The sequence below is a fragment of the Streptococcus sp. 714 genome (assembly GCF_013277115.1).
In the GTDB taxonomy this organism is placed as follows: domain Bacteria; phylum Bacillota; class Bacilli; order Lactobacillales; family Streptococcaceae; genus Streptococcus.
Genome location: NZ_VMMH01000010.1, coordinates 17583 through 40940, shown reverse-complemented (window position 1 = coordinate 40940; position 23358 = coordinate 17583). Strand labels below are relative to the sequence as shown.

Below are 23358 nucleotides of genomic sequence, written 5' to 3'. Positions count from 1 at the left end.
CTTTTTCTCGGTTAAACAGTTTTTTCTAAACTGGTTATTTAACCAATTAATTAACCAGTAAATAGTTTACCTTTTTTAAGCTTATCTGTCAAGATTTTTATATCATTTTAAAAAATAAAAGCCAGTATTGCTACTGACTCTTACATCATTTTGATTTAATAGGATAAACTTATGCTTCTGGTTTCGTCGTTACTGACTCACTCCCTTTTAACAAAGCAAGTAATTTTTCTACTTCTACCATGATACCATTATTATCCATGGTTTGGAGACTCAAGTTATTTCGTAAACCAGCTAGGGTTTCAGTCGCATTGGCTTTCAAACTAGCATCCGTTACTTTAGCAAGTAAAGCTTCTGCTTCTTTGAGTTTGGCTTCTACTTTCTCAGTCTCTACTTGAGGGACTTCTGGCTCAGCAGGTGTTTCCTCTACTGGCTCTTCATCTGCTTTGAAGTTCTTATTTGGATCTTCACTGTGGTCTTTCTTACCTAAGACATGCTCGCTGGCATTACCCCATCCATCATTAGAATGTGGACGTTCGTCAGGATGTTCAACATAATACTTAATCGTCGCAAATAAGTCTTCCAAGGTATAACCATTTGGAGCCTTGTATGAATGATCATCAAACCAAGCGAATTTAATATTATGGTAATGATCCTTATGAGGAATGATTAAATTACCATTTTTTATCTCAACTGTATGCTCAACCATGTATGGAAGTCGAACAAGTGGAATTCGTTTCTCCCCTTTTACACGATTGTAAATAGCGGCTGCACTATCTCCAGTTGGATTTGCTTGAGCATCTGCATCTGGAGATGGAGGTAGGATTCCTTTTTCTTTAGTATAGGCTTGAGCGGCTGCTTTTTCCTTATCAGAAAGACTGTCTTTTCCAATCCAGTGACTATGACCCATATGAGGCGTTACATAGGCATCTCCTTCATCACTGATAATATCATGTTCGTCAAAAATGTAGCCATCTGAGGTTGTATACTTATCAGCTAATTGTGCAATACGGACTTCGTTTTCGGTATATTCAATTTGAGAATTTGGCTTACCAAGACGTTCTGGATGGGTAATTGGTGCTAGGAATGCCAATAAATCATCTACTAATTTTCCTTTATTAGAAGATTCATCATTCAAACGTTCTGCTAATTTGTCTAAAACCTGGAAATCAGAAGTACGACCCTTATTTTCAGACAAGGCTTTATGAGCCTCGGCCAATAAATTATATGCTTTATCATAAAATTCTTGATCACGAGGAGCGACATTTTCTTTCTTCGCAACTAGGGCATGTGTCTCTTGAGTTTTCTTAGACAAGAGATTTTCAATAGCGTCAATCTTATCCTTAGCCAAGTCTTTAGCTAGAACATAACGACTGACTCCCTTATCCTCGAAAATATAACCGTCACCAACTTTTCTAACAACCTGGTTGACATCAAGTTCAGTCGGTTTATTTTCCACTGGTGCTAGAGGTTTGGTAGTAGGAGCTGGCTTCAGAGGAGTAACACTTGGCAAGACACCGCCATTTTGTCCCTTAACAACTATCATACGAGCCAATTTTTCTTCCAGCGGTGACATTTGTGAATAAGGAATAAAGTGATAATGGTCTCCATGAGGCACTGCAACACCGTTAGCTGTACGTTTGATAATTTGTGCCGGATCAAAGACTAAGCCATCCGATTCCACATGTCGTTCTGACAAAGGTTTGGCATACAATTCACGTAAAAGTGTTGGAATATCTTCCCCTTGATTTTGATGATAAGTTGGAGTGACAGTCAGATTTGGAGTCTCTGGCAAACTTGGTTGAGTTGGTTTAGCATTATCACTACTTGGTTTACTTGAACTTATAGCAGAATGTGAGCCCTGTTTACCATTCCAATAAGCTTGAGCAGCAGCTAATTCTCCTGCTGACAAATCACTCTTAGGTATATAGTGGAAATGATTGCCGTGAGGGACAACAAAAGCATCACCTGTATCTTCAATCACATCTGTCGGATTAAAGACATACCCATCATCCGTTGTATAAGCGCCTCCAGTTCCTCGATTCGGTGCCGGCGTATTGAGATTAAAGTTTGGTTTAATGGTTGAACTTGGTGTTGAACTTGTTTTCTCAGGACTGCTTGGTTTCGTATTATCAGCATGACCTTGAACTGGCTGACCTCCAATTGGCAGATTTCGAGCCAATTTTTCTTCCAAAGCAGACATTTGTGAATAAGGGATAAAATGGAAATGATCTCCGTGAGGCACTGCCACACCATTTGCAGTACGTTTGGTAATCTGTGCTGGATCAAATACTAATCCATCAGACTCCACGTGTCGTTGGCTAAGTGGCAAAGCGTATAATTCTTGAAGGAGACTATCCAAGTCCTCATTTTGACTTTCAGAATCTGTTGCAGGATTTTGAGGTGTCTCAGCTTGACTCGTTCTGGCACTAAATCTTGTTTCAGCTCTGCTTGAACGGTATTCAACCGTACTTAATTGACCGCCTTTTCCAGATAAGAAGGCTTGGGCAGCGGCTAATTCACTAGCAGACAAGTCACTCTTAGGAATATAGTGGAAGTGATTGCCATGAGGTACGATATAGGCATCACCCGTATCTTCGATGATATCAGATGCATTGAAGATATACCCATCATCCGTTGTATAACGTCCTTGGGCTCTGGCTGCAGCAACAGCATTATCTGTACTTGCATTATGATTATGACTATGTTCCTGCTTCTGACGTTTAATCTCTTCTTTTGTCCGAATATTGTCCGCATGGGCCGCATCTTTAAGGTAAACATAGTATTTCCCGTCTACTTTAATCACATAGCCACCCTTAATTTCATTGACAATATCTGAATTCTTCAACTGATAATTCGGATCTTTCATGAGGAGTTCTTCACTGATGATGGCATCATAAGGAACCTTCCCATTATAGTAATGATAATGGTCTCCATGAGAGGTCACATAGCCTTGATCCGTAATCTTGATAACAATTTGTTCGGCGTTGATTCCCTCTCTCTTACTGACTTCGTCTGGTGTCAAATTTTCTGCCTTTTGACCAGCCTGATCACCATCTATATAAGCAATTCGATTAGACTCTTTCTTAACTTGACCAGCTTGATACCGTCCAAGCTCATAGGAACAAACACTTAGGGCAAGGACTGCCACTGAACCTGCTACATATTTTTTATTGATTTTCATTCTTTCCTCATTTCAATTCTTCTGCTAGAACACTCATATTTTCTTCAAGGTTTTCTAGATAAGTCTTGTCATTTTGTGGGTCTGCTTCTAAAGGATTTAGAGTTTTAAGACCCACACCTGTTGATTTGACAAGAGTTCCAGCTACTTTTGAAGAAGCGTTACTTTCTGTAAAAATTGTCTTAACCTTATAAGTTTTAACAAATTCCTGAATTTCAGTTAGTTGTCTTGGACTTGGTTCTTGTTCAGGAGAGATACCTGCAATACCCAATTGATTAAGTCCAAATCGCTTAGCTAGATAAGAAAAGGCTGTATGTTGTGTTACAAAGGTTTTCTGACTCGCTTTTTCAAATTTAGGTTGGAATTTCTTAGTCAATTCCTGAGCTTTTTTGATAAAGACTTGCGCATTTTTCTGGTAAGTTTCTTTATGCTCACTATCCACCTCTGAAAGTTTGTCAGCGATAATTTGCGCTTCTTCGCCAGCTTTTTCTGGATCTAGCCATGTGTGAGGGTCATAGAGCGTTTTTTCATCAACACCATCTCCTGCTTCCACATCTTCTAACCCTGGGACGCGGTCTAATGTCATTCCTTCAGAAGCCTCTAAAACCTTAACTTTGGATTTTTTAAGATTGGGATCCAGACTTCCTGCCCAAGATTCGAGCGTATGAGAATGATAAACAAAGACGTCTGCATCATAGATGGCCGCTATATCATTTGCTGAAGGTTCAAAGGAGTGAATACCGCTACTTGACTGAATCATTCGAACATCATTCAAGTCACCAGATACTTCCTTTACCATAGCGTATATAGGATAGAAACTAGTCACAATTTTCATCCCTTTCCCTGTCTGGCTTTCCTTTTGACCACAAGCCCCTAAACACAAAAGAAAGACACTTAACAATACTAAAAATAAACTTTGTTTTTTCATGGATAACCCCTTAACTATTTAATTAACTGGTAAACATTCTACTCCTAAAAATTTAATCTGTCAAGCTATTTTTAGAAAAATTTTGAAATTTCTTTCACATATAAAAATCTGCTGAGTTTCAAAAACTCAACAGATTCTCACTTTATACTTATACTCAATGAAAATCAAAGAGCAAATTAGGAAGCTAGCCGTAGGTTGCTCAAAACACTGTTTTGAGGTTGTAGATAAGACTGACGAAGTCAGCTCAAAACATGTTTTTGAGGTTGTAGATGAAACTGACGAAGTCAGTAACAATACATACGGCAAGGCCAAGCTGACGTGGTTTGAAGAGATTTTCGAAGAGTATTATTCTTCTATGGTAGAATGCTTATAGGCATAAGTGAAGTAAATAATACTTCCTACTAACAACGCAACTAGGAAAGCAATCCAAGTTTCCATATTATACTGCAACATAAAGGATAAACAAATGATGATTGATAAAATCGGTAACAAAGGTACAAATGGTGTTTTAAATTCGCCCGCTTTGGGCATTCCTTTTTCTTTCCGTAAACGAATCAAGCCGTAAGCAAGCATCATCAAGTAGGCCAAGGTACAAATGTTTAAGAAGGCTGCGATACTGGCTAGTGGGAATATTCCTGCTGCTACTGCTGAAGCTAGACCTGTTAAAATAGTAGCATTTTTGGGTACCTTACTTGTCTTTGTTAGTTCTTTAAATACAGCAGGCATTAAGCCATCACGCGCTAAACTGTAAATCATACGCGATAGGGCATAGGTCATCGAGATACAAACCGTAATCAAGGTCAAGATAGCCACCAATGACACATAGTTGGCTGCCCAACTAATTCCAATGCTACGAAGAGCAAAGGCAACGGCATCGTCGACATTTAGATGACTATAGTGAACCACACCAGTCAAGACAAGCGTCACCAAGGCATAGAGAATAGTTACGATTGAAAGCGATAAGACAATCCCTCTAGGAATATTTTTTTGAGGAGTCTTGACTTCATCTACAGCCATAGAGATGGATTCAAATCCCAAAAAACCGAAGAACATCAAGGATGCACCAGCCATAATACCAGTACTAGCACCATAGATTTGTCCAAAACCATACGGAGCAAAATTACTCCAGTTATCAAGTTTGATATGCCAGATTCCTACTAAAACAAAGAGAGCCAAAGCGGAAAATTTCAAAATAACTAGAATTGAATTAAAGCGTAAGGCTGCTTTAGCATTGAGTAAAACAAGTGAGGTCACCAAGACCAAGACAAGAATAGGCAATAAATCAACAAATGTCCCTGCTTGAGGATTAAAGGTCCCATTTAAAGCCTGAGGAAGGGCTATCCCGTATTGAGAGAGCAAGCCTTTAAAATAAGCTGCCCACCCCGAAGCTACGCCTGATATGGCTGTCATGAACTCCATCATGGTTAACCAACCAGCCAACCAAGCAGGGAATTCTCCTAATATAGCATAGAGATAGCTGTAGGCACCACCTGTAGCAGGTACTCGCGAAGCAAATTCTGCAAAAAAGAGGGCTGATAATCCCACACACAAGGCAGAAATGACGATTGAAATCACTAGGGCTGGACCAGCAAGCGTTGCAGCTGCAGTACCTGTAATTGTAAAAACACCTGTACCAACCATGGCTCCGATACCCAGCAAAATCAAATCCCATAACTTCAAATGCCTGTGCATCTCTGTTTTATCCAAACTAATATTCTTTGTTCTAAATATATTCATCTTTGACTCCAAAATAAAATGATGATTCTATTTTACCATAAATATAGGATATTTGTGAATATTTATAAAATGTTTTTCTAAAAAAATCTGACTACATATTGTAATCAGATTTTTATCGATTCTAGTTCATTTCTTTAAAGGCTGCTTCCGCATCCGCATTGCTGATAACACCAAATTGAATCTTTCCAATCTTGCCTTGGCTATCAATTAGGTATTCTGTAGGAATGCTTCGAATTTGATAAGCTTGGAAGGTAGTTGCTTTAGTATCATAAAGAACGGGAATATCCTTATAACCTTGATCTTGGAACCATTGTGGGAATTGCTCAACAGTTTTTTCACCTTGAATTCCTGGTGCAATGACACTAAGAATTTCGAAATCGCGATCTGGTTTCGCAGCTAATTCCATCAACTCAGGCATACTTTTCTTACATGGACCACACCATGAAGCCCAAAATTTCAAGTAGACTTTTTTACCCTTATAATCAGATAACTTAACTTCTTTACCATCCATAGATTGCAAGGTAAAGTCTGGAGCCTCTTTTCCAACAGCAATTTGTTGTACAGTAGTTTGTTGTTTTGGCTGTTGTGCTGCTTGAGGCTTTTTAGTCTCTTCCTCACCACAGGCCATCAATACGACTAATGACAAGAGGCTTAAGCCAGCAAACATTACTTTTTTCATCTTTTTCTCCTTTATTCAAAAATTCCAGCTAGAACATTTACTTGTCCTAGTATTAACAAAATTCCCATTAAAATAATGAGGAAACCACCAATTTTCTTTAGTAGCATCATATGACGCTTTATTTTACTAAAATAAGGCATGACTACACCTGAAGCTAGTGCCAAGACTAAGAAGGGAATAGCCATCCCTAGAGTGTAAATAAGAGTATAGATAGCACCTTGCCAAGCGCCATTGCCTCCAGAAGCCGCAAGCGCTAAAACCGAACTCAAAACTGGACCAATACAAGGCGTCCAACCGAAGCTAAAGGTAATACCGAGTAAAAAGGCTGACCAATAACGATTGGCTTCTGATTTCTTAAAAGTTAAGCTTTTTTGAACCTCTAATTTCTTAAAATGAAAAATTTCCATCTGGTGAAGGCCTAAAATGATAATAATCGTACCCATGGTATAGCGAAACCAATTGGCATAGAGAATATTACCAAAGTAACCAGCTCCAAATCCTAGAATAAAGAAAATGAGTGAAATACCTGCGATAAAGCAAAGCGTTCGAATCAAACCTGACCAAGCAACTTTTCTACCAAATAAAGAAAAGCTTTTTGCACTTTCTTGATCATCCAGCAAAATTCCAGTATAAACTGGTAACAGAGGAAAAATACAAGGGGAAAAGAAAGACAAGACCCCTGCTAAAAAAACTGAGATTGAAAATACTAGCGTTTCCAATAAAGAACCAACTTTCTTAAGAATTTAAACCTATTGTACTATAAATATTAAAATTTGTATCAAGTTTGCTACGGTTAACTGTTTTTGTCATTATATTATATGAAACAAACTCTTTAATAGTACACTATATTTTCTAAAACATTGTTAGAAATTGATTTGAATTTCTCAATCAAGTTGTTCAGTTTTTTCATTTCACTATAGATAAAAGAAAAAATTGAAGAAAATTGTCCAAAGAGCCACTTTTTCTTCAATCTGTTTTTAATTATTTTAATAAGTTCCTTCTTCACCTTGGCTAGTCAAGATAACAGGACCATCTTTCGTAATCACGAATTGGTGTTCATACTGGCATGACAATCCACCGTCGATGGTCTTGTGCGCCCAACCAGTCTTCATATCTGTATCGATTTCCCAATCGCCTGTATTGATCATTGGTTCAATTGTCAAGACCATTCCTTCACGGAGACGGAGTCCACGACCTGCAATACCATAGTTAGGAACCATTGGTTCTTCGTGCATAGTTGGTCCAACACCATGACCAACCAAATCACGCACTACCCCGTAACCACGATTTTCAGCGTATTCTTGAATAGCCGCACCGATATCACCGATACGATTTCCAACGACAGCTTGCTCGATCCCCTTATACATGGCTTCTTTGGTTACATCCATCAAATTTTTCACTTCTTCGGATGGTGTACCTACAGCGTAAGCCCAACATGAGTCTGCTAGACCACCAGAATAGCTCTGAGTGTATTTTTTCATTTGCTCAACATTGTTGAAGTTTAATTTTGAGACATTCAAATCAGATTTGGCAATTGGACCTCCCAAAACCATATCCACTTTGAGCAAATCACCATCTTTCAAGATATAGTGACGAGGGAAAGCGTGAGCTACTTCATCGTTAAGAGAACAGCAAGTAGCATAAGGGTAGTCCATCATAGCACCATCAACCCCAATCTGAAGTGGAAGGAAATTTTCTTCCTTACAACGACGGCGAACGTATTCTTCAACTTCCCACATATCTACGCCAGGCTTAATCAAATCACGTAAGCCGATATGAATACTTGCAAGGAAATCACCAGCCTTGTCCATAGCTTCGATTTCACGAGCTGATTTTAATGTTATCATCTTTTCTCCTAGTTTCTAATTAATTTTAACAGTCACATTTGCTTTTGAAACAATCTGATGACCATGATAAATATCGTAGTCAATAATAGCTGATCGTCTCGTATGATGGATAATGCGTGCTTGAATGCGCAATATATCATCAATCTGAACAGCCTGTAAAAAGTAGATCAGCATCTGCTCGATAATGAGATTGCGACCACTATTCACAACTAAATCTTGGGTCATATGAGTCAAGATTTCTGCCAATACACCATTAGCCAAAACTCCGTTTTTCTCAAGCATAAAGGGCTCAACTGTAATGACGACTTCATCATGGTGATAAGAGAGTTTTTGTCCAATCTGCTCAGAAAAAGTTGGTAGAGCAGAAACTTGGGAACGGCTCATCTTCTCCATGACATCTCGTCGTGTCACAACTCCAAGCAAGGTTTGATTATTCCGAACAACCGGTACCATTTCAAAGTCTTCAGCAATCATCCGTTGACTGACATTGGCAATATTCGTTGATAAACCAACTAAAAATAGACTACGCGACATGACCTTGTCAATTGTGGTACTTGGTGATTTATCACCAGCGTCTCTCATGGTTACAACTCCAACAACAACCTGATGTTGGTTAATCACTGGAAAACGACTGCTACGATTCTTACGAACTAAGTCCAAATAATCTTTAACGGTGTCGGTCTCTCTCAGAAAACCATACTCATGACTCGGACGATAAAGTTTCTCAACTGTCAGAATATCCGTCTTAATTTGAACATTTGACAAGGCTTTATTGATCATGGTTGCAACGGTGAAAGTATCATGCTTGCTTCTCAGAACAGGAATCCCTTTTTGATTTGCCAGTTTAAGAACATCATCATGAACATGAAAACCACCTGTAACTAAGACTGCATTTTCATTTTCAAGCGCTAACAGTTGGATACGGGTACGGTCTCCGACAATCAAAAGCCCTCCATCGTGAAGGTAAGACAAAATATTTTGTTCAGTCATGGCACCGATTGAAAACTTACTAAATTCTCTTTCTAAACCTTCTTGACCAGCCAGAACCTCAGAAGAAGTCACTTCTGCAATTTCATCAAAAGTTAATCTTTCAATAGCAACTTTCTGGGATTTAACGCGAATAGTACCACTTCTTGGTCGAGTCTCCACAATTCCACGGTTTTCAGCTTCCTTGATAGCTCGATAAGCCGTTCCATCACTGACTCCCAGATGGTTGGAAATACTACGAACACTAACCCTCTTTCCGACAGGTAATTCTTCCAAATAGCTTAGAATTTCCTGATGCTTACTCATTGAATTCTCCTTTTACATACCGAAATTCAAGATAATCCCGCATTTTTCTTGTGTAGCGATCACTTCCCTTAAACTGACGGAACAAACTAAATCCAGCCTTAAGAGCAACCTTTTGACTTGCTTCATTTTCGAGGTGGGTAATAATGGACAATTGTTTTAAACCAAATTCCTCAAAAGAAAGTTGGCAAAGTTTTTTAACAATCTCTGTCATAAATCCTTGCGACCAAGCATCTTTTCTCAAAAAATAGCCAAGTTCTGCTTCTTTTTTAATTTCATCTAGCTTCTCAAACTTAATTGAACCAATCATTTTTTCAGTTTTCTTATCACAAATAGCCCATACTCCTAAAGGAACCTTCATAAAATAATTGGCCAGTGCATACTGACTTTCTTCCAGACTTGCCTGAGTTGGGAAAATAAATTGAAGATTTTCTGGATTTGAAGCTATCTGGTGGAAGTCCTGACTATCACTAAAAAAGAAAGGACGCAAATACAAGCGATCCGTTTCAAAAAAAGAAAACATTGCTAATTTGGTCCAAATATTCATAAACACCTCTACGGTTTAATCCTCGACAAGTCTAATATCCGCTCCTAGATTACGTAATTTTTCGATAATATCAGAATAACCACGTAAGATAAACTCGATATTGGTAATTTCAGTTTGCCCCTCGGCCATCAAACCAGCAATAACTAAAGCTGCACCAGCTCTCAGGTCAGTTGCTTTAACACTTGCCCCACGCAAATCACGTCCACCTGTGTACAAAATATGACCATTTGTTGTCGAAATGTCCGCATCCATCTTTGCTAGTTCAAAAACATGATTTACACGTTTTTCGTAAATCGTATCGACAATTGTACCACGACCATTCGCTCTTAGTAAAAGAGGGGTAATCGGTTGTTGCAAATCAGTAGCAAATCCTGGGTAAGGAGCTGTCTTAATATTGATTGCTTTCAAATTAGACTGTTCTTCGACAAAAATGCTATCTTCAGATACAGTCATTCTAACTCCCATTTCTTCCAGCTTAGCAATAAATCCTTCTAGGTGTTCGTAAAGAACATTATTTATACGAATCCCCTTGCCGACTGCAGCAGCTAAAGATATATATGTTCCCGCTTCAATACGGTCTGGAATTACCTGATGACGAGTTCCATGTAATCTGTCAACACCATCAATAATGATGATATTAGTTCCTGCACCGCGGATATGAGCTCCCATATTATTCAAGAGGGTAGCTACATCAATAATTTCAGGTTCACGGGCTGCATTTTCAATAATGGTACGACCATTTGCTTTAACTGCAGCAATCATCGTATTAATCGTCGCACCCACACTAACCGTATCCATGTAAATACTTGCACCATGAAGTCCTGTATCTTTAGCAGATAACTTCATGTTATCTCCCTCGTAGCTAACAGTGGCACCCATAGCTTCAAAAGCCTTAAGGTGTAAGTCAATCGGACGAGGACCAAGATCACATCCACCAGGTAAACCAACTGTCGCTTCACCAAAACGGCCTAAGAGGCTCCCATAAAAATAATAAGATGCACGAAGACTGTTGATTTTTCCATAAGGCATTGGAATATTTTGAACACCTCTTGGATCAATCTCTAACACATCGTCATAACGCTTAACGGTAGCCCCCATTAATTCCATGATTTCAACAAGACTGGCTACATCCGAAATATCTGGAACACAATCCAAAGTCACCACATCATCAGCCAATATAATAGCTGGAATTAAGGCCACAACACTATTTTTAGCACCACTAATAGTGATTTCACCTTGCAGTGGTAATCCACCATTGATAACAATTTTTCTCATTATAAGTTTTTAATACTCTTTCAAGATTTCTAATAAGGTCTTTAAAATAAATTATATCATAAATGTAACCTTTTTTCCATCCTTTTCAATTTTATTGAATAGTAATACTCAATGAAGATCAAAGAGCAAACTAGGAAGCTAGCCACAGGCTGTACTTGAGTACGGCAAGGTGAAGCTGACGTGGTTTGAAGAGATTTTCGAAGAGTATAAGCAATAAATAGGATTAAGTTGAAAGGTTGAGTCCATATTTTATGAAACATCTTTTGATACTAAAAAATCCTAAATTAAGAATTGCAAAATACCTCAAAAATTAGATTTTCTATGTCTAACTTTTGAGGTATCGTTCAACTATAGAAATAATAGTCTTTTGGTGGTGTCTATACTATATAGAAATCAAAAAGCAACTCGTGCCTGTGTCACCTTACAGTCAATCTAATACTAACTTTCTCATCTCAATATTCAATTGCAAATAGTCGTATTTACTTGACTCAGATCAAACTTCCAAGTTTTTTATTAAACATTGGAAGTGAGTTCTTTTTGATTCTCGTTCAGCAGATTGCAAGACTTGTCCTATCCAGATAATATCTTTTCTGCAATCTACAATGACTAACAAATAGCTTTTCTTTACTCTACTACCGCTTCAGCGATTTCTTCACAGCTAATACCAGCGAAGTAGCGTGTAATATCAATACTTTCTAGGGCTTTAAGAACATCTTCGCGTTCGTATTTGACGCCACGAAGGACATCTTCTACAGCTGCAACGTCTTCAATACCAAAGAAATCCCCATAAATCTTGATATCTTGGATTTTTGATTCGACGACATTCGCAAAGACTTCGACTTTACCACTAGTGAATTTTGTCCCACGACGGACGTTAAACTCAGGTGATTTACCATAGTTCCAGTCCCAAGTTCCAAACTTAGTATCCTTGATGCGATTGATTTCAGCCAATTCTTTCTCAGAAAAAACGTATTCAGTCATCTCTGGGTACTCTTTTTTCATGTATTCCAATAGCAAATCACGGAATTCTTCAACTGTGATTTTTTCTGGTAGTTCATTAACAATATTGGTGACACGAGCACGAACAGATTTCACCCCTTTTGATTCAAATTTATCCTTTGAAACCTTAAGGGCATTAGCAAGGACTGACAAATCAACGTCAAAGAGCAAACAACCGTGGTGCATGATACGGCCATTGATATAGGCTTGGGCATTGCCACAGAACTTCTTACCATCAATCTCAAGGTCATTACGACCTGTGAACTCAGCTTTAACCCCAAGTTGAGCTAGTGTATTGATAACTGGAGTTGAGAAGCTCTTAAAGTCAAAAGCCTTGTTTTCATCTTCTTTTGAGATAATCGTGTAGTTGAGATTGTTTAAATCGTGATAAACAGCTCCACCACCACTGATACGGCGGACCACCTCAATGCTATTTTCACGAACATAATCACGGTTGATCTCTTCGATAGTGTTCTGGTGACGACCAACAATGATAGATGGTTTATTGATCCAAAGAAGGAAGATTTGATCCTCGTCCAAAAGGTGTTTAAAAGCATATTCCTCTAAAGCGATATTAAAGGCAGTGTCGTTTGAATGATTGATAATATATTTCATGATATCCCTTTATACGATAGAGACTGGAAAAAAATTCCAGTCTAAACTATCTATCTTTATTTTTTCTTAGGTGAATGGATGGCCATTCCAAGAACATCCGCAAACGCTTCGTACATTACTTCAGAGTATGTTGGGTGTCCGTGGATTGTCTTAAGCATTTCTTCTACTGTGATTTCCATTTCGATGATACTTGAAGCTTCGTTGATCAATTCAGCTGCTGCTGGACCAATGATATGAACACCAAGGATTTCACCATATTTCTTGTCAGCAATAACTTTAACAAAACCTTGAGCAGCATCAGAAGCAATCGCACGACCGTTAGCAGCAAAGTTGAACTTTCCAATGGCTACATCGTATTTCTCACGTGCTTGTTCTTCAGTCAGACCTACTGCTGCTACTTCAGGAAGAGTGTAGATAGCTGCTGGAGTCAAGTTCAACTTAGCAACAGCATGATTTCCTTTGAGGGCATTTTCAGCGGCAACTTCACCCATGCGGAAGGCTGCGTGCGCCAACATCTTCGTACCGTTGATATCACCTGGTGCGTAAATACCTGGAACAGAAGTTTCCATATATTCGTTGACCTTAATGCGACCACGATCCAATTCAAACTCAACATCCCCAATACCTTCAAGGTCTGGTACACGACCGATAGAGAGAAGAGCTTTGCTTGCGATAATATCGTCTTTTCCTTCAACCTTGATACGAAGTTTGCCATCTTCTTCAATGATTTCTTGGAGTTTAGTGTCAGTTAAGATGGTCATACCTTTGCGCTCAAGGATCAAACGAAGGTTCTTAGAAACTTCAGCATCCATAGCTGGCACGATACGGTCCATCATTTCGATAACAGTTACTTTTGAACCAAATGTCATGAAAGCTTGGCCGAGTTCAATACCGACAACGCCACCACCGATGATAACAAGGTTTTCTGGTACTTCATTCATTTCAAGAATGTCGTCACTGGTCATGACAAGTGGAGATTCCATACCAGGGACGTTAATCTTGCTGACTTTTGAACCACCAGCAAGGATAATTTTCTTAGTTTCAAGCAATTCAGAACCATTTACCAAGACATTCTTATCTTTAGTGATTGTACCGATACCCTTATGAACAGTAACTCCGTAGCTACGAAGAAGACCTGCAACACCGCCAACCAAAGTATTAACAACCTTAGATTTAGTTTCAAGGAGTTTGTCCATATCTACAGTGAAGTTTGGATTTTCGATGACGATACCACGGTTTGCAGCATGACCGATATTCTCAATAATTTCAGCGTTGTGAAGGTAGGTCTTGGTTGGGATACATCCACGGTTCAAGCAAGTTCCGCCGAGTTCAGATTTCTCAACAAGGGCAACCTTACCACCGAGTTGGGCAGCTTTAATGGCTGCAACATAACCAGCAGGACCTCCACCAATGACAACGATATCAAAGGCATCGTCGCTCTTACTATCGTCGTTTGAGGCACTAACTGCAGGCTCTGGGCTAGCTTCTGGCGCTGCTGCTCCAGCTGTTGGGATGTTTTCCCCTTCTTCACCAAGGTAACCGATAACTTCCGTTACAGGGACAGTTTCACCATCTCCTTTGAGGATAGCAATCAAGTAACCATCTTCTTCGGCTTCCAATTCCATGCTGACTTTATCAGTCATGATTTCCAAAAGGATTTCTCCTTCTTTTACAAATTCTCCGACTTTTTTATTCCATTGGACAATTTGTCCTTCTGTCATATCCACGCCGGCTTTTGGCATAATTACTTCTAAGGCCATGTCTTCCTTCCTTTATCTATATCTTTAAAATGAATACTCTTGTTCTTAAATCAACATTGAGATTGGATTTTCAATCAATTCTTTCAAGTCTTTCATAAACTTAGCACCTGCCATACCATCTACAACACGGTGGTCAATTGTTAAACCAAGACTCATGATTGGACGAATGACAATCTCACCATTGACGACAACTGGCTTCTCAATAGTCGAACTGACACCAAGAATAGCTGAGTTTGGTTGGTTGATGATAGGACCAAAGGACTGAACACCAAACATTCCCAGGTTACTGATTGTGAATGTCGAATTCTGCAGTTCGCTTGGAGCCAATTTACCATCCAAGGTACGGCCAATGACATCTTTGAATGCAACAACCAACTCTGACAAGCTTAATTTTTCAGCATTGTAAACAACAGGTGTCATCAAACCATTATCCATCCCAACTGCCATCGCAAGGTTGACATAGTTATGAGTGATAATGGTCTTGCCGTCTTCGATCAATGAAGCATTGATGTAAGGATGTTTCATCAAGGTTTTCACAACAGCAAGTGAAAGAAGGTCTGTTACAGTAGTCTTCTTCCCAGTTGCTTCCATGATTGGCTCAAGAACCTTCTTACGAAGAGCCAGCATTTCAGTCATATCAACTTCATAATTGAGTGTGAAAGTTGGCGCAGTTAGGTATGATTCAACCATACGTTGGGCAATAACCTTACGCATTGGTGTCATTGGAATACGTTCAATTTCACCGTATGGTGTTACGTTATCTGGAACTTCTTTCACTTTTTCAATCTGAGCAGGAGACTTGATGGTATCGTTTTCAATATTTTCAGGAAGCAAGGCCAAAACATCCTTCTTCATGATTTTACCACGATGACCTGTTCCTTGGATTTCCTGCCAAGCAATATTATGTTCGAGGGCAATTCGTTTTGCAAGTGGCGAAATGCGAACCACATTTGTGTCTTTATAAGTTTCCACGTCTTCTTTGTGGACACGACCGTTTGCACCTGAGCCAGAAACGTCGTAGAGGTTGATCCCTAAATCATCCGCTAACTTTCTAGCCGCAGGAGTCGCTCTTAGCTTGTCATCAGCCATGACCTCTCCAATTCTATACTAAGATATTAAGGACGCAGAGGGCAATGAAAAAATAGGAGATTGACGATGTATTCGATGAACACAAGGAAATCTATCTTTTTTTCGCAGACCTCCGTCCGAATTCAATTACATGATACAAAGGGCATAAAAAGTCAAAGTGAAAATAGGAAACTTGACGAAGAAACTTTAGTTTCTAGGAAAGTTTATCTTTTTCACACAGACTTTAGCCCGTGTTCAACTCTACAAGCAACTTGGATACAACACATATCTCAAGTTGCTACGGTTGCCGCTATTAGGCGGTCAACCTAGTAGACTTACTAATTCATTCGTCGAATATTATCGATTCGACTCACTCATGTCGCAACTCTTCAAATCACTTGGACACGAAACGCATCTCAAGTTACTACGGTTGCCGCTATCAGGCGGACAACCTAGTAGACTTACTAATTCATTTGTCGAATATTATCGATTCGACTCACTCATGTCGCAACTCTTCAAATCACTTGAATACAACACGTATCTCAAGTTACTAAAGTTAAAAAATCAAATATTTTACATAATTTAATTTATGTGATTTTATTCTTTGTTATATGTCTTACGGATTGCTTCTTTAATGCTTTCAATGGTTGGAATCATTGCATTCTCTAGGTTTTGTGCATAAGGCATTGGCACATCTTCTCCTGCGCAACGGCGGATTGGTGCATCTAGATAATCAAATGCTTCTGATTCTGAAATAATAGCTGAAATCTCTCCGATATAGCCACTTGTCTTGTGGGCATCGTTGACCAGAACAACTTTACCAGTCTTCTTAACTGAGTTAATGATAATATCCTTATCAAGCGGAACAAGGGTACGTGGGTCAACAATCTCAACAGAAATTCCTTCTTCTGCTAATTCTTCAGCAGCTTGAACCACACGGCGAAGCATTTTTCCATAAGTAACAACTGTTACATCCGTACCTTCACGTTTGATTTCCCCAACTCCAAGTGGAATCGTGTAGTCTGGATCAACTGGCACTTCCCCTTTTTGGTTAAATTCTGACTTGTACTCAAGAATGATAACAGGGTTATTATCACGGATAGAAGACTTAAGCAATCCTTTCATATCCGCAGGTGTACCTGGTGCCACAACCTTAAGACCAGGAATATGAGTAAACCAAGACTCTAGAGATTGTGAGTGCTGGGCTGCAGAACCAACTCCGTTACCTGCTGCACAACGGACAGTCATTGGAACCTGACCTTTACCACCAAACATATAACGTGTTTTGGCAGCTTGGTTGACGATATTGTCCATGGCAATAACCGAGAAGTCCATGAAGGTCATATCAACGATTGGACGAAGTCCTGTCATGGCTGCTCCTGCTGCTGCCCCAGAAATGGCAGCTTCAGAAATCGGACAGTCACGGACACGTTCTGGACCAAATTCTTCAAGCATGCCAACAGATGTTCCGAAGTCTCCTCCGAAGACACCGACGTCTTCTCCCATCAAGAATACATTTTCATCGCGACGCATTTCCTCAGACATAGCAAGGATAATGGTGTCACGGAACGACATTGTTTTTGTTTCCATTTTATCTCTTTCTCCTTAGTCTGCGTAAATATCTTCAAAGGCTGATTCAAGCGGTGGGAATGGACTTTCTTCCGCAAATTTTACAGAAGCTTCTACTGCTTCCTTGACTTGTGATTGAATTTCTTCCAATTCTTGGGCACTTGCAATATTGTTTTCAATGAGGTATTTGCGAAGGTTTTCGATCGGGTCTTTTTGTTTCCACAATTCCACTTCTTCACGGGTACGATATTTACCAGGGTCAGATGATGAGTGACCAAGCCAGCGATAAGTTACACTTTCAATCAAGACTGGGCCATTGCCACCACGAACATGGTCTACTGCTTTCTGAAATCCTTCATAGACATCGATGACATTGTTACCGTCTTCGATGAACATTCCAGGAATTCCGTAAGCAGCACTACGTTGATGGATATGCTCTACATTGGTCATTTTCTTGATATCCGCAGAGATTCCATAACCGTTATTAATGCAGTAGAAAATGACTGGCAGGTTCCAGATAGAAGCAATGTTGACTGCTTCGTGGAAAACACCTTCGTTGGTCGCACCATCTCCAAAGAAGCAGACAACGATTTTTCCTGTATGTTGCATTTGCTGACTAAGGGCTGCACCAACAGCGATTCCCATACCACCACCTACGATACCATTGGCACCGAGGTTACCAGCATCAAGGTCAGCAATATGCATAGAACCACCTTTACCTTTACAGGTTCCAGTGTATTTTCCAAGGATTTCAGCCATCATTCCGTTGAGGTCAATTCCTTTGGCAATAGCTTGTCCGTGACCACGGTGGTTTGAGGTAATCAGATCATCTGGATTAAGAGCTAACATAGCCCCCACATTAGCTGCCTCTTCTCCAACAGAAAAGTGCGTCATTCCTGGCACTTTCCCTTTCTTTACTAATTGTGCAATTTTTAAGTCCATACGACGGATTTCTTCCATCTTACGGAACATTTCGAGCAAAAGATTTTTATCTAAAGTTGACATCTTCTTGCCTTTCTAACTTTCTTCTTACCTTACTATTTTACCGTTTTTAGAAAATACTGTCAAAGTTTTTCTCAAGGAAATTTCACAAAATAAAAAAGAAAACCCCATGAAAACAAGGGATTTTCTTATCAAGAATATTTTTTCACAAACTTTTTATCGTTTATATTTTGCTAAAGATTCAAATCTCTTTATAATCACAGTTAAACGCCAACGGTAGAGCGCCCCACTCACTATCAGACTTATAATCAAACCAATCCAGTATGAATAAGCTCCAAAATCTGTTAGGGAATCAAATAGCATAGCCACTGGGATTGCTACGCCCCAATAACCAAGCAAACCAAGGTAAAAAGGAATAACTGTATCCTTATAACCCCGTAAAATTCCCTGAAGCGGTGCCGCAAAAGTATCTGCTAACTGGAAGAAAAGGCTGTAAGTCAAAAAGCGCGCTGTCAAATCGATAAATTCTGAGTCGTTACCATAAAGACTAGCCACATTTCCTCTAAAAATATAAAGGAAGGATAAAGTGAAGGCCGCAAAGATGAGAGCTGTCCACCTTCCTAGACCAATATAGGTTTTCGCATCATCAAATCGTTTGGCTCCCACTTCATAAGAAACGACAATGGCCATAGCCGATGAAATACTCATAGGAAAGGCATACATGAGAGTTGAAAAGTTCATAGCTGACTGGTGACTAGCGATAATCAAGGACGAGAACTTAGCCATAATCAAGCCAACCACGGAAAAGATAGCCACTTCCGCAAAGACAGTTCCCCCTATAGGAAGACCTAAACGAAGCCCTTCCTTGATTTTATCCATATTAAGAAGAATGCGTTTCTCAAGATGTAAGGCTTTGAGCTTCTCCTGTTTAAATAAAACTAGAATAGAAATCCCCAGTAAGACCCAATAGGCCAAGGAAGTACCTAATCCAGAGCCAGCACCTCCCAACTCTGGAACACCAAAGGCCCCGTAAATCAAGAGATAGTTAAATCCACTATTGAGAGGAAGTAACAAAAGCATGAGATACATGGACAGTTTGGTCAGCCCCAGCGAATCCAGCAAGGAACGAATAACACTAAAGAGCAACAAGGGGATGATCCCGATAGATAAAAACCAAAGATAGCGAACTGCTACTGCTGCTACTGGCGCTTCTAACCCAATATGATTCAAAACAGGTGGTGCCAGGAAAAGTACCAGTCCCAGCAAGACCACGGATAGACCCAAGGCCAGATAGATGAACTGGTAAAAATCTGATGCCACTTCTTCCTTTTTACCTCGACCAAGATGGTGACCAATGATGGGCACCAAGGCTGAAACAATCCCAGTTAAGAATGTAAAGAAAGGATTCCAGATACTGGTCGCCATAGACACACCAGCCAAGTCTATAGTGCTGTATTGACCTGTCATAGTCGTATCAACAAAGGAGGCAGAATAATTGGCAAATTGATAAATCAGGATAGGGAAAAATATCTTTAAAAATAAGATAAACTTGTCTTTAAAATGATGGGTTTGGTACATATAGGCTCTCTATTCTTTTTATTTACAGAGCAGACTCCAACCTAGTTTTGATAGACAATTTGTCCCTTACAGATGGTATATTTAACCTGCCCTTTTAAGGTTTCACCGATGAATGGTGAATTAGCTGCTTTGGAAGCAAAATGGGAGTCCACAAGGCGGTCAGCCTTAGCATCAAAAATAGTAATATCCGCTGGACCATTCTCAGCCAAGTAACCTGCTTCAAAGTTATAAAGTTTAGCTGGGTTATAGGTCATTTTTTCAAGCAATTCCATCAAGCTCAACTCCCCAGCTTCCACCAAATAAGTCAAACCGAGAGACAGAGAGGTTTCTAAACCAGTCATACCAGATGGCGCTTTGGTAATATCCTCAACATTTTTCTCATCCGCATGGTGAGGCGCGTGGTCTGTCGCGATAACTGTAATGACACCTGATTTGAGACCTTCGATAACGGCACGACGGTCTGATTCCAAACGAAGCGGTGGATTCATCTTAGCATTGCTACCTTGTGTCAAAAGGAGCGCTTCGGTCTTAGAAAAATGCTGTGGTGCTACTTCTGCTGTTACTTGCGCTCCCAATCCTTGAGCAAACTCAACTACTTTGACACTTTCTTCCTTAGACAAATGCTGAATATGAACATGGGCCTTGGTTGCATAGGCAATCATGACATCACGCGCCATCATAGCATACTCAGCCACCCCAGTCGCACCGCAGATATGGAAATGTTCTTTAGCGATATTTTCATTAAAGCCAAGAACACCGTTCAAACCTGGATCTTCCTCATGAAGACTAATAAAGGTATTGAGTTTTTTGGCTTCCTCCATGGCTTCCTTGACAACCTTACTGCTTTCAAGAGGAATACCGTCATCAGAAAAACCAACTGCACCAGCTGCTAAGAGTGCCTTAAAGTCAGTCAAGTCTTGGCCATTAAAATTCTTAGTAATAGTCGCAACTGTCTTGACATTGATTTTTTCCTTGGCAGCTGACTGGAGAACTTCTTGTAAAGTCTCCACATCTGAAATAGTTGGACTAGTATTAGCCATCATCACAACCGTTGTAAAACCACCTGCAGCGGCCGCTAGGGCACCAGTATGGATATCCTCCTTGTGGGTCTGACCAGGTTCACGGAAATGAACATGGATATCGACCAAGCCAGGAGCAACGACTAGACCAGTAGCATCAAGCACCTCTGCTCCTTCTTCTTTAATCTCAGGCGCAATTTTGATAATTTTCCCATCTTGAACTAAGACATCACACACTTGATCCAAACCAGACTTGGGATCCATTACACGACCATTTTTGATTAGTAGCATCTGCTTTCTCCTTTATTCATAGAAATCAACTTGAGTATCCAACAATTTATCCCCATCATAAACAAACTTGGCTGAAAAGAAGGGTTTATCTTCTAAAAGCCACCCAACAAAGGTATGGTCCCCTTCCCAAGTCGGCTTACTCAAAACCTCATCATAGGGAACCCATTCTAGCGTCCCCTCATTGCAGTCAATCAAGTCCCCCTCAAACTCTGTCACCTTAAAAACATAGGTATACCAGTCTAAATCTGGCGTGAATTCTGGAAAAGTGATTACGCCTTTTAGAACTGGCTTGGCTTTAAGCCCTGTTTCTTCGAGGATTTCACGCGCAGCACATTCCTGAGGTGTCTCTCCTCGCTCTAGCTTACCACCCACACCAATCCATTTCCCTTCATGAACATCATTGGGTTTCTTATTACGGTGGAGCATGAGCAGTTCTTTCCCGTTATCAATGTAGCAAATCGTCGCTAACTGAGGCATATTCTCTCCTTATCTAAGCCAATCTACTGGCTCTTGTCCTGTTTCTGTTAAGAATGTATTAGCCTTGGAAAAAGGATTGGAACTCCAAAATCCTCTATAAACCGACAAAGGACTGGGATGGGCTGATTCGATAATCAAGTGGTGAGGATTGGTAACCAAGACCTTCTTCTTGCGTGCATAGGCTCCCCAGAGTACAAAAACGACTGGTCTATCTAGATGATTGACCACCTGAATCACAGCATCTGTAAATGGCTCCCATATCTGCCCAGCATGACCATTGGCATGACCGGCAGGAACAGTCAGACAAGCATTGAGAAGCAAGACTCCTTGCTCAGCCCAAGCCGTCAAATCATGGGATTTCTTAACTCCGATATCATCTGACAATTCTTTCAAGATATTTTGCAAGGATGGCGGAGCTGGGATAGAGTCAGGAACAGAAAAACTCAAGCCCTGCGCCTGACCTGGTCCGTGATAAGGATCCTGCCCCAGAATCACCACCTTAACTTCTTCAAGCGGTGTTGTCAGGAGAGCCTGAAAAACCTTCTCCTTAGGTGGATAAACGGTTCCCTGAGCATAGACCTGGTTCATGAACTGATTGATTTTACCGAAATAACCTTCAGGTAATTGCTCCTTAATCAAAGCATGCCAAGACGAGTGTTCCATAGCCGACTCCTTCGTTTTTACTGCCTCTATTATAGCAAAAAGTGGCTATCTAAACCACTTTTTACAGTTTATCTAAATAATCCAGCAAGTCTTGGTAAGAATGGACTTCGTAAGTCGGCTGGGCTTGTGTGTGATTTTCGAGGTGATGAGGATTGTACCAGATCGTGTCAATCCCAGCATTGTTACCACCTTGAATGTCGGCTGTTAGGGAATCTCCAATCATCAGCGTCTTTTCTTTACTAAAACCTGCAATCTGTTGACCAATCTTTTCATAAAAGAGAGCATCAGGCTTTTGTATTTGCAACTGTTCAGAGATAAAAACTTGATTGAAATAGGGAGCCAGGCCAGATTGAGCTAAACGTCCTGTTTGAATGACAGTAATCCCATTTGTCGCAGCATACAAGTCATAATCATGTTTAATGAGGCTATCCAAGAGTTCGTGAGCACCTGAAAAAGTTTGGCCCTGTTGGGCTAGGTAAAATTGATAACGCTGGGCTAGAAATCTACCGTCTTTTTCCTGTCCAAAATGAGCAAATAAACGAGAAAAGCGCGTGTTAACCAGCTCTTGTTTACTGATTTTCTTTTGCTCCAAGTCCTTCCAGAGAGCCTTGTTCATAGGAACGTAATAGTCTTTATAAACCTGAATATCTGCAACTCCTTCTTCTTGTAGAAGTTGCGTCAAAGCCACATTCTCAGCAGCATCGAAATCAAGAAGAGTGTGATCAAGGTCGAAGAGTAGAAATTTGTAGGACAATTTGAGATTTTCCTTTCTGAAAATTCATTAAGAATATTATAACATAAAGCACCTCACACAATTAACTAATTTAATAACTTGAAAAAATTCGAACACTATCCTATACAATTGACAGCCCAAATCTTTCAGAATAGATCAATCC

General features: G+C 39.9%; 19 protein-coding genes. All 19 read right to left on the bottom strand.

Going from position 1 to position 23358, the window contains the following annotated elements:
- Positions 1 to 169 precede the first annotated feature (169 nt).
- The 19 genes from HT718_RS04455 to HT718_RS04365 all read right to left on the bottom strand — a co-directional run bounded on the left by HT718_RS04455 (position 170) and on the right by HT718_RS04365 (position 23216).
- The gene (locus HT718_RS04455; RefSeq protein ID WP_173267567.1) at positions 170 to 3181 is read right to left on the bottom strand and encodes a pneumococcal-type histidine triad protein; all 3012 of its coding nucleotides are present in this window, start codon (positions 3179 to 3181) and stop codon (positions 170 to 172) included.
- A 7-nt stretch (positions 3182 to 3188) separates the two neighbouring features.
- Positions 3189 to 4106: a zinc-binding lipoprotein AdcAII gene (adcAII, locus tag HT718_RS04450; protein WP_173267565.1), complete on the bottom strand. Its 918-nt coding sequence runs from the start codon at positions 4104 to 4106 to the stop codon at positions 3189 to 3191.
- Positions 4107 to 4451: 345 nt separating this feature from the next.
- Positions 4452 to 5843: an amino acid permease gene (locus HT718_RS04445; protein WP_173267563.1), complete on the bottom strand. Its 1392-nt coding sequence runs from the start codon at positions 5841 to 5843 to the stop codon at positions 4452 to 4454.
- A gap of 121 nt (positions 5844 to 5964) precedes the next feature.
- Positions 5965 to 6522, bottom strand: coding sequence for a thiol-disulfide oxidoreductase-associated lipoprotein SdbB (gene sdbB, locus HT718_RS04440; protein WP_173267561.1), 558 nt, complete (start codon positions 6520 to 6522; stop codon positions 5965 to 5967).
- A gap of 11 nt (positions 6523 to 6533) precedes the next feature.
- On the bottom strand, positions 6534 to 7241 hold the full coding sequence (gene ccdA2 / locus HT718_RS04435) for a thiol-disulfide oxidoreductase-associated membrane protein CcdA2 (RefSeq protein WP_101784917.1): 708 nt from the start codon (positions 7239 to 7241) through the stop codon (positions 6534 to 6536).
- Positions 7242 to 7508: 267 nt separating this feature from the next.
- Entirely contained in the window at positions 7509 to 8369 is an 861-nt protein-coding gene (locus HT718_RS04430) for a methionyl aminopeptidase (RefSeq protein WP_173267559.1), read from the bottom strand.
- 15 nt (positions 8370 to 8384) lie between these two features.
- Complete coding sequence (spxR, locus tag HT718_RS04425) at positions 8385 to 9662, bottom strand: CBS-HotDog domain-containing transcription factor SpxR (protein ID WP_020901084.1); 1278 nt, start codon at positions 9660 to 9662, stop codon at positions 8385 to 8387.
- On the bottom strand, positions 9655 to 10206 hold the full coding sequence (locus tag HT718_RS04420; protein ID WP_173267557.1) for a GNAT family N-acetyltransferase: 552 nt from the start codon (positions 10204 to 10206) through the stop codon (positions 9655 to 9657). The genes spxR and HT718_RS04420 overlap by 8 nt, the downstream gene beginning before the upstream one ends.
- Before the next feature lie 15 nt (positions 10207 to 10221).
- On the bottom strand, positions 10222 to 11481 hold the full coding sequence (locus HT718_RS04415) for a UDP-N-acetylglucosamine 1-carboxyvinyltransferase (RefSeq protein ID WP_020901082.1): 1260 nt from the start codon (positions 11479 to 11481) through the stop codon (positions 10222 to 10224).
- 624 nt (positions 11482 to 12105) lie between these two features.
- Complete coding sequence (locus HT718_RS04410; protein ID WP_173267555.1) at positions 12106 to 13095, bottom strand: lipoate--protein ligase; 990 nt, start codon at positions 13093 to 13095, stop codon at positions 12106 to 12108.
- A gap of 56 nt (positions 13096 to 13151) precedes the next feature.
- Positions 13152 to 14855 carry a dihydrolipoyl dehydrogenase gene (gene lpdA, locus HT718_RS04405; RefSeq protein WP_173267553.1) on the bottom strand — a complete coding sequence of 568 codons (1704 nt, stop codon included), beginning with the start codon at positions 14853 to 14855 and terminating at the stop codon, positions 13152 to 13154.
- A 45-nt stretch (positions 14856 to 14900) separates the two neighbouring features.
- The gene (locus tag HT718_RS04400; protein WP_173267551.1) at positions 14901 to 15944 is read right to left on the bottom strand and encodes a dihydrolipoamide acetyltransferase; all 1044 of its coding nucleotides are present in this window, start codon (positions 15942 to 15944) and stop codon (positions 14901 to 14903) included.
- A 576-nt stretch (positions 15945 to 16520) separates the two neighbouring features.
- Positions 16521 to 17513 (bottom strand): alpha-ketoacid dehydrogenase subunit beta, encoded by a 993-nt coding sequence (locus HT718_RS04395; RefSeq protein ID WP_033680203.1) that lies wholly within the window; start codon positions 17511 to 17513, stop codon positions 16521 to 16523.
- Positions 17514 to 17528: 15 nt separating this feature from the next.
- The gene (locus tag HT718_RS04390) at positions 17529 to 18497 is read right to left on the bottom strand and encodes a thiamine pyrophosphate-dependent dehydrogenase E1 component subunit alpha (protein WP_173267549.1); all 969 of its coding nucleotides are present in this window, start codon (positions 18495 to 18497) and stop codon (positions 17529 to 17531) included.
- Positions 18498 to 18650: 153 nt separating this feature from the next.
- Positions 18651 to 20012, bottom strand: coding sequence for a sodium-coupled multidrug efflux MATE transporter PdrM (gene pdrM, locus HT718_RS04385; protein WP_173267547.1), 1362 nt, complete (start codon positions 20010 to 20012; stop codon positions 18651 to 18653).
- A 41-nt stretch (positions 20013 to 20053) separates the two neighbouring features.
- Entirely contained in the window at positions 20054 to 21322 is a 1269-nt protein-coding gene (locus HT718_RS04380; RefSeq protein ID WP_173267545.1) for a dihydroorotase, read from the bottom strand.
- A gap of 12 nt (positions 21323 to 21334) precedes the next feature.
- Positions 21335 to 21799: an 8-oxo-dGTP diphosphatase gene (locus HT718_RS04375; RefSeq protein ID WP_001135770.1), complete on the bottom strand. Its 465-nt coding sequence runs from the start codon at positions 21797 to 21799 to the stop codon at positions 21335 to 21337.
- Positions 21800 to 21808: 9 nt separating this feature from the next.
- Positions 21809 to 22462, bottom strand: a complete 654-nt coding sequence (locus tag HT718_RS04370; RefSeq protein ID WP_173267543.1) for a uracil-DNA glycosylase — start codon at positions 22460 to 22462, stop codon at positions 21809 to 21811.
- Between the two features lie 61 nt (positions 22463 to 22523).
- Entirely contained in the window at positions 22524 to 23216 is a 693-nt protein-coding gene (locus HT718_RS04365; protein WP_173267540.1) for a YjjG family noncanonical pyrimidine nucleotidase, read from the bottom strand.
- Positions 23217 to 23358 lie beyond the last annotated feature (142 nt).